This window comes from Xanthomonas sp. NCPPB 2933 (assembly GCF_056725225.1).
This window is the reverse complement of record NZ_CM161518.1, coordinates 5,253,015-5,266,004: the sequence shown is the minus strand read 5'-3', so window position 1 is coordinate 5,266,004 and position 12,990 is coordinate 5,253,015. Positions and strand designations below refer to the sequence as shown.

Below are 12,990 nucleotides of genomic sequence, written 5' to 3'. Positions count from 1 at the left end.
TTACCAGATGATGCGGGCGCTCATGAACAAGGTGCGGGGCGGAGTGGACATCGCGCCGTACTGGTTGATGCTCACGCGCGGGTCGTAAATGCCGGCACTGCCCCAGTCGATGCTGTACTGATCGTAGTTGCGGAAGTTCAGCGCATTGATCAGATCGCCGCGCACCTGCACGGTCACCGCATCGGTGATGTGCATGTCCTTGGACAACGACAGATCCAGCTGGCGGGTGCCGAAGATGTCGCCGCCGGCGATGAACTTGCCACCGGGCGCATCCACCGAGACCACGCGGATATTGTCCGAATTCGGGCCACCGTACTGGTCGTAGGAGATCGCCTCGTTGCGCGGCGGCACCGTGGCCAGGGTCAGCTTGGCCGAGCCGCTGATGCCCCAGAACAGGTCGTAGATGCCGGTGAGCACCAGGCGGTGGCGCGGCACCGCGTTGAGGTCCAGGAACGGGTAGTCGGCGATGGTGGCCGCATCGAAGCCGTAGCGATCGTCGTTACCGCGATTGCCGCGTGCACGCGAGAAGGTATACGCCGCAGTCAGGCCCCAGCCGCTTTCCTGCGTATAGGCCTTGTCCGCCGACAGCAGCAGCTGGCCGGTCTTGGTCTCCACGCCGTTGTTGCCGATGATCAGGTTGCCGAAGCCCCTGGGCGTCTGTCCGAATGCCTGGCCGCCGTTCTGGAAGAAATCGCCGTTGGCATAGCGGTTGCCCAGGGTGAAGATGAAACCGTCCTTGCTGTGGATATACGACACCGTCGCCGAGGTGTTCCAGTCGCCCAGCTGGGTACGCAGGCCCAGCGAATACTGGTCCGCATACGGCGTTTTCAGATCGTTGTTGAGCAGATTGATCTCGCCGTTGCGCACGCGCGCATCGACCAGGTTGCCCAGGCTGTCCGGGTTGCTCAAGAAAGCCGGATTGAAGTTGGTGCAGGTGCCGGGCGCAGGCGTGCAACCGGTGGATTCGGCAAAGCGGATCGTGTACTGCGCCAGCGCGGATTTGATCTGCTCCAGGCCCATCACGTCGAACAGGTTGCGGTCGTAGCTGCGGCCGGCACCACCGAACAGCACCAGCGACTCGTCGCCACGGAAATCGTAGGAAAAGCCCAGGCGCGGTGCGAAGTTGTTGTTGTCCTGTTTGCGATTGCGGCCGTTGCTGATGTAGTCGTTGATGTTCACCCCGCCCTTGGCGAGCTGCTCGGCGTAGGTGGCACTCACCGCCGGATCGGTGCCGGGGCCGTTCAAGGCCGCCACCACTTCCGGCGGGGTCACGTTGTCCAGGTACGAGGGAATCTTTTCGCCATCCCAGCGCACGCCGAGGTTCAACTGCAGCTTGTCGTTGACGTCCCAATCGTCCTGGATGTACAGGCCCAGCTGCTTGCTGGTGGTGGTCACCGACGGCGCGGCACCGGCGAACGGCAGATTGAAGCGCACCTGATAGGGCGTGGCCGCAGTGCCGACGCCATCGCCCACTGCGTAATAGAACGACGGGTTGGCCGCAGAGTTTTCGCTCTGGGTCAGCTCCACTTCCTTGTACTTCACGCCCATCTTGATGACGTGGTTGCCGTGCCATTCGAGGTTGTTGAAGGTCAGGTCGTTCTGGAAGCTGGGACCTTTCTGGCCCTTGCGCTGGATCGCCAGGCCGCTGGTAGCGCCGTCGTTGAGCAGCACGTCGTCTTCGGCGATGCCGCGCGTGTATACGGTCTGGCTGCCCAGGGTGTAGGCGGTGGGATTGAACAACACGTCTTCATAGGACACGCGCGCTTCGTTGACGTAGCGCTCGCCGTAATGCTGCCAGCGCAGGTCGAAGCGTTTTTCGGTATTGAGATTGATCTTGGAGGCGATCGCGGTGGTCTGGTCGCCGACGCTGTCGCGGCTTTCTTCGTCGCGGTACTTGCCGGTGAGCTCCAAACGATCGTTCTCGCCGATGTCCCAGTCCACCTTGCCGAAGTACAGGTCTTCGTTGAATGGACGGGTCACCGAGCCGAGCCGGCTCTGCACGCCGGCCGGCAGGTCATCGGCGAAGGCGCTGAAACGATCCGGCACGGCCACCGGGTTGGCCGAGACCTCGAAGCCCTTGCCTTCGTAGCTGAAGAAGAAATGCGCCTTGTCCTGCACGATCGGCCCGCTCAGCGCAAAACCGTATTCGTCCTGGTGGGTCTTGCGCTTGTTGCCGTCGGCATTGGGTGCGCCGGCGCGCTCATCGGCCTGGCGCGCACGGAAATCGGTATTGCTGGTGCGCCCGAAGATCTCGCCGTGGAATTCATTGCCGCCTGACTTGGTCGAGGCAACGATCGCCGCCGAACCCACCTGGTCGAACTCGGCCTTGTAGTTGGAGGTGATGACCTTGTACTCGCCGATGGCCAGCTGCGGGAACGGGTTGCCCGCGCTCTGCTCCTGGCCGGACACGCCGCCGAACAGGTAGCTCTTCTGGCCAACGCCGTCGATGTAGACGTTCACCGCCGAGCTGCCCTGCGCGCCGCCGCGGATCTGGCTGTTGCCGTTGGAGTTGGTCTCGAACTGCATGCCCGGCACGGTGTCGGCGAACTCCAGGAAGTTGCGCGTCAGCTGCGGCACGGTGCTGATCTGCTTCAGCGACACGTTGGTGCCCACTTCAGAGGTCTTGACCTCCTGCAGCGTGGTGGCGGTGACTTGCACCGCGTCCAGCGTCGTCGCATCGCCGGCAGGTGCGGCTGCCGCCGCGCCGCCCAGGTTCAAGGTGACCGACGAGGCCACCGACAAGGTCACGGTCTGCTCGCTGCCAGGGCCGGCGTCCACCTTGTAGGTGCCCGGAGGCAGGCCGACCAGCGCGTAGCTACCGTCGGCGCCGGTGGGCACGCGTCGGACGGCGCCGTTGGCGACATTGGTCGCGGTCACGGTGGTGCCGGCCTGTGCCGCGGCGACCTGGCCGCGCAACGTCGCGTTGCTGGACTGGGCCATGGCTGGCGTGCTGGCCAGCAACGAGGCGGCCAAGGCGCAGCACAACAGGCTGCGCGCCGGCAGGGTGGAGACAGTGCGGTAATGCTTCATGACTTTCCCCCTCCCAGGGGTAAAGCGCGAACCAGCGGAGTGGCTGGCGCGTCGGTATTACGTAAAGCGGGACAGCGGGCAACAACTGTGGGACTGCAAGCAACACAAGCTCAGCAAAGCGCGGTGGCGCGTCTCAGGTAGGAGGCGCAGCACGCGGCGCGCTGGAAGCGCGCACGATCAATTCGGGAACCATCTCGGAAAACGCCGGCGGGGCGGCATCGGCGGGCGGTGCAGGTGCATCGACCAGCTGCTGACCCAGCAACAGTTGCAATGCACGCGCCCCCAGCCCGGCGATATCCACCCGCATGGTGGTCAGCGCCGGCAGCACGTAGCGCGCCATCGGCACGTCGTCGAAGCCGGCCAGCGCGATGTCCTGCGGCACCTTCAAGCCAGCATGGCCGAGCGCGAACAGGCAGCCCAGCGCCATCATGTCGTTGGCCGCGAACACCGCGTCCGGGCGCGTGTCCTGCGCCAGCGTCTGGCCGGCGCGGTAGCCGGATTCTTCATCGAAGTTGCCCGGCAGCACCCACGGCTGCGCCTGCGCATCCAGCGCCAGCTCGTCGCGGTAGCCGCGCAGACGCTCATGCGCATCGAAGTTGTCGGCCGGCCCGGCGATGAAGGCGATGCGGCGATGGCCGCTGTCGCGCAGATGCCGTGTCATCAACCGCGCGCCGCCGTAGTTGTCCACGTTGAGCACCGGGCGCTGGCTGGCCGTGCCGGCGCAGTTGAGCAGCACTGCCGGCAGGCCGCCGGGCAGCGCGTCTTCGTGCACGCCGGAGTCGCCCAGCGAGGGCGACATCACCACCACCCCGTCCACGCGCCCGGGCAGGCGTTCCAGCGCCTTGCGCTGCGCCTGCGGGTCGCCGTGCGAGCTGGACACCAGCAGGTGATAGCCCTGCTCGCGCGCGACCTGGTCGATGCCGCGGATCAATTCGGAAAAGAATTCGCCATGCAGGTCCGGCAACACCACGCCGATGGTGTGGGTGCGACGGCTGCTCAAGCTGCGCGCGGCGTGATGCGGGATGTAGTGCAGCGCACGGGCGACCTGCAACACGCGTTCACGCACCGACTCGGCCACGTGCTGATGCCCGTTCATGGTGCGCGAGACCGTGGCCACCGACACCTGCGCTTCGCGCGCGACATCCTTGATGGTGACGCTACCGCCTTCGGACCTTGGTCGACTCATGCTCTCGCACTCCCCAAAACAACGCGCCTGGCGCCGCGCGCCGGGTCAGGGCGCATGGTCCGCTGGCGCAGAACATTCGTGCCACACATGCACATGGATGACATCGGCCCCGACCGATGGCGATCTCAGAACGAGATGGCGCGCACGCTAGCAGGAACTGCAAGCGCTTACATGATGCGCTGCAGCATTGCAGCAAACGCAGGCGGCACAAGGGCTCGGAGCAGATGCCTGGACAAGTTTGTCCGGAGAAGACAACAGCGGTCAATGTCGGACACTGGACGACAAACATGCCTGGAACTACGAAAATCTAACGTTTTCCCACCGTACCCGAGCGCACGGTTGTCGCGCGCCTTGCCGCCAACGCATTCAGACAGCAAGATGCGCCGATCGATCAGGGGAACATCGTGCGCATGTCGCTATCCACCGTCCGCGCCGGCCGGTTCCAGTCCATCGCGTGGGTGCTGCTGGCAGCGCTATGCGCCAGCAGCTGCCAGCGCAGCGACACTGCCGCTGCCTTGCCCGGCGCCACCGCCGAGCCGGCAGCGGCGATGCAGTCGATGACCATGCCATTGCGGCGCAACGATCTGGTTGCCTATGCGCGGATCCGGGTCACGCCTGCGCAGTACACCCAGCTGGAAGCGGCCTGGCGCAGCGGTGCCAGCCGCTGGCCGCTGACCGAGCTGCCGCTGCCCAATGAGGTGGGCAACCTGCTCGGCACGCTGTCGGCGCCCGGTGCCGAACGCCAGCTGCAACAGGCCTTCGATGCGCAACTGGCCGGGCAGGCGCAGGGCATCCGCCAGGCCGCGCAGTCGCTGGGCCAGTTCGGCGTGCAATACCTGCGCAGCCGCAACGACTACCAGCCCGAGCAGCGCGCCCATTACGTGCAACTGGTCGACGCCTTGAGCGCCTGGGCCGCGACCGCGCCGCTGGCCGATCGCGCCCGTGCCAAGGCCAGCATCACCGACCTGGTGACCGCCGCCCGCGCCACCGGCATCGGCTCGGACGCCGATCTGCAGCGCTTGGGGATGGAAGAGAGCCTGCGCCGGCTGGGGCCGTTCTGGGCAGCGGCCAAGCAGGTGCTGGAGCGCTACGGCCTGTCGCTGGACACCAGCCTGGATGCGCTGCGCACCGGCCTGATCAAACAGGAGGGCGAGCGCGCCCAGGTGCGGCTGCGCTATCCCCTGGCTGCACATGACATCGACCTCACCATCGCCCTGCTCAAGCGCGAAGGCCATTGGTACCCGCAGCAAACCCAGGACGAGGTGCAGGCGCTGATCAGCGCCGCGCCGGCGGGGCCCTTACCCGACGCCGCTGCAGCGCCCGACACCCCGGCGGCCGCGCCCGCCAAGCCCGCCGCCACCGGGCAACGCCCGGCTGGGCGATAATGACCGTGATGCCAGAACAAAATCCCCTGCCGTTCCCGGACGGCCAGCCCGCCCCGCCCAGCGCTGCCGCCGCCGATCTCGGTGCCACAGCCGCGGCATTGCCGACGGCCGTACCGGTTCCGCCGGACGCCGCGCCGTCGATCGCGCCGGCCGTCGCCGCCGCCCGTAACGCCAAACGCCCGTGGTGGGCGCGCCTGCTCGGTCGGCTGGCCGACCCGTGGTTGAGCCTGACCATCGAACCGGATCAACCGAGCCGCTACGACGACGGCACGCCGGTGGTCTACGTGCTGGAGGACTACGGCCTGTCCAGCGCCCTGATCCTGGACAAGGCCTGCCGCGAGGCCGGGCTGCCCTCGCCACTGGTGCCGCTGCCGGGCGACCCGCTGCAGCGCAAGCGCGCCTACCTGGCGCTGTCGCGGCGTAGCAGCAGTAATTCGTTGATCCCCGAGCAGCGAGGCGGCAAGACCCATTCCGACTCGCTGGCCAAGTTGCTGCAGGCGCACCGCGTGCGTGACGACCTGGACGTGCATCTGGTGCCGGTGTCGATCTTCGTCGGCCGCGCGCCGGACAAGCAGAGCGGCTGGTTCGCGGTGCTGTTCTCGGAAAACTGGGCGCTGGTGGGCCGCTTCCGGCGCCTGCTGGCGGTGCTGCTCAACGGCCGCACCACCATCGTGCGCTTCGCCCCGCCGATCTCGCTGCGCCAGACCATGGCCGAGGGCCTTCCGCCCGAGCGCACCCTGCGCAAATTGCAGCGCGTGTTGCGCACCCATTTCCGGCGTATCCGCGAGGCGGTGATCGGGCCGGATCTGTCCACCCGCCGCCTGCTGGTGGACCAGGTGCTGGCCGCCGACTCGGTGCGCGAGGCCATCGCCACCCAGGCCAGGCGCGACAACAGCAAGCCGGTGGATGCCTGGCGCAAGGCGCACGCCTATGCCTGGGAAATCGCCGCCGACTATTCCAGCCCGGTGGTGCGCTCGGCCAGCTTCCTGCTCACCCACGTGTGGAACCGCATCTACGCCGGTGTGCTGGTGCATCACCTGGACAAGCTCAAACAGGCCGCGCCCGGGCACGAAGTGGTCTACGTGCCCAGCCACCGCAGCCATATGGATTACCTGCTGCTGAGCTACCTGCTGTACGAGCGCGGCATCGTGCCGCCGCACATCGTGGCCGGCATCAATCTCAATCTGCCGGTGGTCGGCACGCTGCTGCGCAAGGGCGGTGCGTTCTTCATCCGCCGCAGCATCCGCGGCAACGCGCTGTATTCGGCGGTGCTCAGCGAATACGTCGCCCAATTGGTGGCCGGCGGCTACTCGATCGAATACTTCGTCGAAGGCGGGCGCTCGCGCACCGGCCGTCTGCTGCAGCCCAAGGGCGGCATGATCGCCATGACGCTGCGCGCGTATCTGCGCCAGCCGCGCAAACCGGTGCTGTTCCAGCCGGTCTACATCGGCTATGAAAAGCTGATGGAAGGCAACAGCTATCTGGACGAGCTCACCGGCCGGCCCAAGGAAAAGGAATCCATCTGGGGCCTGCTGTGGTCGATCCCGAAGGTGCTCAAGCAGAACTACGGCCAGGTGGTGGTGAACTTCGGCGAGCCGATCGCGCTCAACGACGTGCTGGCCAAGCATGCCCCGGAGTGGGATAGCCAACCGCTGCCCGACGATGAAAAACCCAGCTGGCTCGCGCCGGCGGTGGACACGCTGTCCACGCAGATCCAGACCCGCATCAACTGCGCCGCCGACGTCAACCCGATCAACCTGCTGGCGCTGGCGCTGCTGTCCACGCCCAAGCATGCGATGGGCGAGGCCGACCTGATCGCGCAGATCGAGTTGTGCAAGAAGCTGCTGGCGGAGATGCCGTATTCGGACCGCGTCACCGTCACCCCGCATACCCCGGCGCGCATCATCACCCACGCCGAAGAGATCAACGTGCTCACGCGTGTGTCGCACCCGCTGGGCGATGTGCTCAGCGTCAGCGGCGACACCGCGGTGTTGCTGAGCTACTTCCGCAACAACGTGCTGCATTTGTTTACCGCATCGTCGTGGGTGGCATGCTGCTTCCAGAACAACCGCCGCATGAGCCGTGCCGGCCTGCTGCGGTTGGGTCGCACCGTGTACCCGTTCCTGCAGGCGGAGTTGTTCCTGCCGTGGAGCGAAGACCGTTTCGCCGAACGCATCGAACAGACCATCGACATGTTCGTGCGCGAAGGCCTGTTGCTCAACGTCGCCGACGACGATGGCGGTGTGCTGACCCGCAACACCGGGCAGACCGACGAGGTGTTCCGCCTGCGCGCGATCGGTCACTCGTTGCAGCAGGCGTTCGAGCGCTATTACATCGCCATCTCGGTGCTGGTGAAAAACGGCCCCGGCGTGCTCGGCGCCGGCGAACTGGAAAGCCTGTGCCAACAGGCCGCGCAACGCCTGAGCCTGTTGTACGCCCCGGCCGCCCCGGAGTTCTTCGACAAGACCCTGTTCCGCAGCTTCATCCAGAAACTGCGCGAACTGCGCCTGGTGTGGCCGGACGAGAACAGCAAGCTGGTGTTCGACGAGCGGCTGGATGCGTGGGCCAAGGATGCCAAGTTCATCCTGGGCCGCGAGCTGCGGCACACGATCGAGCGCGTCAGCCCGGAAGCGGCGAAGCCGGATGTGGTGTCGCCGCCGGCTGAGTAAGGCGGCGGTGCAACCGCCATCGTCTCCCTGCAGTACGTGAGGGTGAGCCAATGGCAGGGCACGTAGGTAGGCGCAGACGCGCGCGACGTTTCCCTTCTCCCCTTGGGAGAAGGTGCCCGAAGGGCGGATGAGGGTCGGCCAGCACGCAAATCCTCCAGCGCTGCGGCAGACCAACGTCACTACTCGCGCACGCCAACAACTTCACACAGCAGTTCCGTTCGTTTCATCCCTCCCTTGCAGCCCTGCCGATAGCATCGCGCCACCTTTCACAACGATAGGGCGCGTCGCAGCAAGAGCGTGCCCGGCAGGAGACCTCCATGCGCGCAGCCATCCACACCCAATTCGGTGACCCCGCCCAGGTGCTCGAACTCGGCGAGCGGCCCACGCCGCAGCCGGGCAAGGGCCAGGTCCGCATCGCGATGCGGCGCTCGCCCATCCACAACCACGACCTGTGGACCGTACGCGGCAACTACGGCTACAAGCCCGAACTCCCGGCCATCGGCGGCAGTGAAGCGGCGGGCGTGATCGACGCCCTCGGCGAAGGTGTCGAAGGCCTGCAGGTGGGCCTGCGCGTCGTTGCAGCCGGCGTGCACGAAAGCTGGGCCGAATACTTCCTTGCTGACGCCTCCGGCGTGGTCCCGCTGCCCGACGCACTCGACGATGACCGCGGCTGTCAGTTGATCGCCATGCCGTTGAGCGCCCTCATGCTGATCGAATCCTTGCACGTCAAAAAAGGCGACTGGATCGTGCAGAACACCGCCAACGGCGCGGTCGGCAAGACCGTGGCCATGCTCGCCGCCGCACGCGGCATCAACGTGATCAACCTGGTGCGCCGCGACGCCGGCGTGGACGAGCTGAAAGCGCTGGGCATCGGCAACGCAATCTCCACAGCGCAAGCAGGCTGGCAGGACAAGGCGCGCGCGCTGGCCGGCGACGCACCGATCGTGCGCGCCATCGACTCGGTCGCCGGCAGCGCGGCCGGCGAGTTGATGGCGCTGCTGGCCGAAGGCGGCGAGCTGATCTCGTTCGGCTCGATGACCGGCGAGCCGCTGCAGATTTCCAGCGGCGATGTGATCTTCAAGCAGGCCAGCGTGCGCGGCTTCTGGGGCAGCAAGGTCACGGCCGCCACCACGCCAGAGGACAAGCGCCGCATGATCGGCGAACTGCTCAAGGCCGCCGTCGATGGCAGCCTGGCCTTGCCGGTGGAAGCGGTGTTCGATCTGGAAGATGCCGCCAAGGCCGCCGCCGCAAGTGCCGAGCCGGGACGCAGTGGCAAGGTCCTGCTACGCGCGGGCTAGGCCAAGGGCGCGACTCGCCAGCAGACCGCATTTAGCTCCAAAAACAAGGAGACAAAGCCCCTCTCCCCCCGGGAGAGGGGTTGGGGTGAGGGTACGGCCCAAGCGATCAACGCGACGAGCCTCAGCTAAAGCCCGCGGTGGCCATCAGACAAACGCTGCCTGCATCACTCAGTGACCCAACTGCCTATCCCCGCGCTGCCGATACCAACAACCGCAAAGCAAACCCAAGCGGCCGCACGCACCAACCTCACGCCGGCTCGTCAGGCACCAGCTCCATTTCCAGCCGCGTAATGCAGTCCTTGAGATGCAGCTTGCGCTTCTTCAAGCGCTTCATCTGCAGCTCGTCCTCCACGTTCGCAGGCACGCGCTGAATCTCCTCGTCCAACGCGCGGTGGGCGCGTCGCAACTCGGCGATCTGCTCGGCAATCTCGGCGGGTGAGAGGGTTTCCACGGCTCCGAGCATACACAAACCGATGCCGGTCGCGTCACCCGCCGCGCTTGCCAAGCTGCCCGAGGCTGCGACAATGCCTGCGCGCCGTTGGGGAAACGGCGGCGCGCCTCATCTCATCATTGCCGCGCGGCCACGGCCGTCGAGAAAGGAGTCTTTACGATGCGTTTGCGTTCTTCCCTGCTGGCCCTGAGCCTGCTCACCGCCTCCACCCTGGCCACCGCGGCCGACGTCGCCAAGTACGACGGCTTTCTGTGCTGCAACCTGCGCACCGACGGTAGCTGGATCAGCGACAGCAACTACGCCGAAGACGGTAAGCGCGTGCTCCCCGTCGGCACCCCGGTCAGCGTCACCGGTTTCGGCCGCAACCGCGTCAACCTCAAGATCGCCGGCGAAAAACAATCCATCGGCAACGACTACAGCCGCGACCTGGACAACACCGCCTTCGCCGCCCGCTACGTCGTCAGCGCCGACCCCAAGCTCAAGCTCGCCACCTTCCCGCCGAAGATTCGCCAGGCAATCAACGATGGCAAGCTCACCGGCGGCATGACCCGCGAACAGGTCCTGATGGCGGTCGGCTACCCGATCAGCAGCGAGAACCCGAATCTGGACGCCTCGCTGTGGCGCTACTGGCGTGACAGTTTTTCCGAATATCAGGTGCAGTTCGGCCCCAGCGGCAAGCTGGTCAAGGTCACCGCGGACCCGCAGTTGATGAATTTGATTTGGGTTCCGTGAACTGTCTCGGTGGTCGCGCATCGCGCGGCCACGTGAGCGGCGACTTCATCGCCTCAGCAGGGTGGTGGAAAACCGGGAAAATGGCTGGCTCCAGGAACTGACGTCTGGCTCGCAACGATACCCAATCAGCACGCGCACAAGCCCGTCGCGACGATTCTTCCTCGGCCAACTGGCCGCCAACGACCGAAGCCACCATGCAACGAAATCCGGATCTGTACCCTAAAGACGATAATGGCGACACCCTTTGGCACATCGCCCAGCAAGGGGTGGATCTTTCGAAGCCGCGCGAGATTGCGTTCTCAGTGGTCTTCCCCACGAAGGAGTCTGCATTGGCGTTCTCGGTGACGATGCTTCGTTTCGAGCAAAAAGTGCGTTGCTGCCATTACGAGGAAAACACGGCGTTTCCGATGGATGTGACCGTGTATCCGACCATGATCCCGTCGTACAAAGCGATTTCGACGTTCGAGGAAGAGTTGGCAACAGAGGCCAAGCCGTTAGGAGGTTTGAATGACGGATGGGAGTTTTCCGCGGATGAAAAGAACGTCTAACGCAGGCGGTGTGCGAGAGCCTGCGATGCAGATACTGCATCGCTGAGCGCGTCGCACTTTTTTACCGCATCGGCCCTTTTTACCGCATCAGCGCTGCGACTGCGGTACGCGGCGCAGTTGTGACACGTCGTAGCCCATTGCGGCGATACGTTTAACGGCCTGTTGATAGTCGGCATCGGAAACCTGCGGGGTACGCGCCATATACCAGACGTAATCGCGCTTGCTGCGTGCCACGATGGTCTGCGCGTAATCTGCATCTCGCCAGGCGATCACGTACTCGGCCTTGAACGGCCAGAAGAATTGCATGCCCCACAGCGCGCCATTGCCATCCTTTGCGACCTCGCCGATAGGATGCATGGACTTGAGCGGCGCCTCGAAACTTCCCTTGCGGAATGTAAACGTGGTCTGGATGCGGCCATCCGGTCGCAGCGCATAGCGCTCGACGGCATCGTAGGCCTTGCGCTCGGGCCGGGTAGGAATATGCGCGATGACATACCAGTCGCCCATGAAGCGTGGCACGTCAACAGTGTCTGCGCGGGGCAGTGCAGCGCGTGAATCGCTTGCGCTGGCACTCCCATAGACCGCAAGCGTGAGTAACAACAGCATCGAACGATGTCGCATGGCAACCTCCATCAAAAGAGCACATACATGGGCTTACGTGGCTGCAATGCGCTTGGATGCAGCCCCATGCGATGCAGTTCCGGCCAGGCGCAAGCGTGCCCCTCTGTGCCAGTGACATGACGGTACCGTGCGAGAAGTCGTGGCAGCGTGTCGTCATCGTCTCGCCAGTTCTGGCGAACAGAGGCCGATCTTGTGCCTGCCTACGTACCGGTGTGATAGCGTCCGGCCCCTCTATGAACACGGGTGATTGTCCATGCAGCAGTCGGTGACGCTGGCAAACTATCTGCAAACGCACTTCGTCGACAAGCCAAGGTTCGCATCGCTTGCCGGCATTACGGTCGATCGGCTCGATGCGTTTCTGGAAGCGGATGCCATACCAAAACCGACGTATATGTGCGACGGACATTCCATCCGTTCGGCGGCGTTTGGAGTCACACACATCGACGAGCGCCTTGTGGGTGACTACTTCCGTCCCGAATGCAGGAAATGGGTGGACATCGCCGACCGAGCCGCAAAGGGGGACGCGCGTGATGCCGTGCTTGCGGCATTGGATCGGGAATTGGAGACAGGGTTGCGCGCGCACATCGAGGACACGGATGCCATCGAAAAAAAGATCCAGGGGTTCATCCCCTATTTTCTTGATGGGACCTTTGGCCTGTGCGTGGCAGACCCGTCCCTCGGCATGGAGATCGCCAGGAAGGAAATGCTCCAGGAACGGCTGACATCGCTGACCGAGGCCGGCAGTAATCCCGCGCCGGAGGAGATTGGCAGGGACGCACTCTTGCAACTCATCGATGCCTACGCAGACTCGGCAATGCCGTTCTCCCCGGTGGAGTACGCGCGTAGCAGCAGAAAGCGCCTTGTGGACGATCTGCGTCCCTTGGTGGCCATGCGCGAGGCGTGAGGCGTGCGCGATGGAGACAAGTCCTGAGTGGCTGGCTGCACAAAGCATGCAATGCAGGATCGACGCGCCACAGGACGCTCCCCGGAGGATCGCCCGTCAGCGGCAACGAGCGGGCCATGGCTCACTTGCCTTGGCGCCAGCCAATGACTAGCGTCTGCAACTGACC

General features: G+C 65.1%; 10 protein-coding genes. 6 read left to right on the top strand and 4 right to left on the bottom strand.

What is annotated here, in order from left to right:
* Window positions 1–3,030 (bottom strand): TonB-dependent receptor, encoded by a 3,030-nt coding sequence (locus tag AC1PLU_RS22170; protein WP_481107254.1) that lies wholly within the window; start codon window positions 3,028–3,030, stop codon window positions 1–3.
* A gap of 133 nt (window positions 3,031–3,163) precedes the next feature.
* Entirely contained in the window at window positions 3,164–4,216 is a 1,053-nt protein-coding gene (locus AC1PLU_RS22165; RefSeq protein ID WP_115041004.1) for a LacI family DNA-binding transcriptional regulator, read from the bottom strand.
* A 410-nt stretch (window positions 4,217–4,626) separates the two neighbouring features.
* Between AC1PLU_RS22165 and AC1PLU_RS22160 the strand changes: the two genes are divergently transcribed.
* The 3 genes from AC1PLU_RS22160 (at window position 4,627) to AC1PLU_RS22150 (ending at window position 9,568) form a co-directional block, all read left to right on the top strand.
* Window positions 4,627–5,601 carry a hypothetical protein gene (locus tag AC1PLU_RS22160; protein ID WP_481107253.1) on the top strand — a complete coding sequence of 325 codons (975 nt, stop codon included), beginning with the start codon at window positions 4,627–4,629 and terminating at the stop codon, window positions 5,599–5,601.
* Window positions 5,601–8,270 carry a glycerol-3-phosphate 1-O-acyltransferase PlsB gene (plsB, locus tag AC1PLU_RS22155; protein ID WP_481095552.1) on the top strand — a complete coding sequence of 890 codons (2,670 nt, stop codon included), beginning with the start codon at window positions 5,601–5,603 and terminating at the stop codon, window positions 8,268–8,270. Before AC1PLU_RS22160 ends, plsB begins: the two co-directional genes overlap by 1 nt.
* 317 nt (window positions 8,271–8,587) lie before the next feature.
* Window positions 8,588–9,568 carry a zinc-binding dehydrogenase gene (locus AC1PLU_RS22150; RefSeq protein WP_481107252.1) on the top strand — a complete coding sequence of 327 codons (981 nt, stop codon included), beginning with the start codon at window positions 8,588–8,590 and terminating at the stop codon, window positions 9,566–9,568.
* A gap of 247 nt (window positions 9,569–9,815) precedes the next feature.
* Here AC1PLU_RS22150 and AC1PLU_RS22145 read toward each other — a convergent pair whose 3' ends face one another.
* Window positions 9,816–10,019 carry a YdcH family protein gene (locus AC1PLU_RS22145; protein ID WP_167393935.1) on the bottom strand — a complete coding sequence of 68 codons (204 nt, stop codon included), beginning with the start codon at window positions 10,017–10,019 and terminating at the stop codon, window positions 9,816–9,818.
* A gap of 159 nt (window positions 10,020–10,178) precedes the next feature.
* On the opposite strand from AC1PLU_RS22145, the gene AC1PLU_RS22140 reads away from it, so the two are divergent.
* Window positions 10,179–10,751, top strand: a complete 573-nt coding sequence (locus tag AC1PLU_RS22140; protein ID WP_481095550.1) for a hypothetical protein — start codon at window positions 10,179–10,181, stop codon at window positions 10,749–10,751.
* A 194-nt stretch (window positions 10,752–10,945) separates the two neighbouring features.
* A complete protein-coding gene (locus AC1PLU_RS22135; protein WP_481107251.1) occupies window positions 10,946–11,299 on the top strand; it encodes a ribonuclease E inhibitor RraB in 354 nt (117 codons plus the stop codon).
* 87 nt (window positions 11,300–11,386) lie between these two features.
* On the opposite strand, the gene AC1PLU_RS22130 is transcribed toward AC1PLU_RS22135, so the two are convergent.
* Window positions 11,387–11,920 carry a lipocalin family protein gene (locus tag AC1PLU_RS22130; protein ID WP_481107250.1) on the bottom strand — a complete coding sequence of 178 codons (534 nt, stop codon included), beginning with the start codon at window positions 11,918–11,920 and terminating at the stop codon, window positions 11,387–11,389.
* Window positions 11,921–12,173: 253 nt separating this feature from the next.
* Here AC1PLU_RS22130 and AC1PLU_RS22125 point away from each other — a divergent pair, with 253 nt between their 5' ends.
* Window positions 12,174–12,824 carry a DUF6058 family natural product biosynthesis protein gene (locus tag AC1PLU_RS22125; RefSeq protein WP_481107249.1) on the top strand — a complete coding sequence of 217 codons (651 nt, stop codon included), beginning with the start codon at window positions 12,174–12,176 and terminating at the stop codon, window positions 12,822–12,824.
* Window positions 12,825–12,990: the final 166 nt, after the last annotated feature.

Bases quoted from the DNA above. Each gene is read 5' to 3' on its own strand.
- AC1PLU_RS22170 (WP_481107254.1), bottom strand. From the start codon at position 3,030: ATGAAGCATTACCGCACTGTCTCCACCCTGCCGGCGCGCAGCCTGTTG.
- AC1PLU_RS22165 (WP_115041004.1), bottom strand. From the start codon at position 4,216: ATGAGTCGACCAAGGTCCGAAGGCGGTAGCGTCACCATCAAGGATGTC.
- AC1PLU_RS22160 (WP_481107253.1), top strand. From the start codon at position 4,627: ATGTCGCTATCCACCGTCCGCGCCGGCCGGTTCCAGTCCATCGCGTGG.
- plsB (WP_481095552.1), top strand. From the start codon at position 5,601: ATGACCGTGATGCCAGAACAAAATCCCCTGCCGTTCCCGGACGGCCAG.
- AC1PLU_RS22150 (WP_481107252.1), top strand. From the start codon at position 8,588: ATGCGCGCAGCCATCCACACCCAATTCGGTGACCCCGCCCAGGTGCTC.
- AC1PLU_RS22140 (WP_481095550.1), top strand. From the start codon at position 10,179: ATGCGTTTGCGTTCTTCCCTGCTGGCCCTGAGCCTGCTCACCGCCTCC.
- AC1PLU_RS22135 (WP_481107251.1), top strand. From the start codon at position 10,946: ATGCAACGAAATCCGGATCTGTACCCTAAAGACGATAATGGCGACACC.
- AC1PLU_RS22130 (WP_481107250.1), bottom strand. From the start codon at position 11,920: ATGCGACATCGTTCGATGCTGTTGTTACTCACGCTTGCGGTCTATGGG.
- AC1PLU_RS22125 (WP_481107249.1), top strand. From the start codon at position 12,174: ATGCAGCAGTCGGTGACGCTGGCAAACTATCTGCAAACGCACTTCGTC.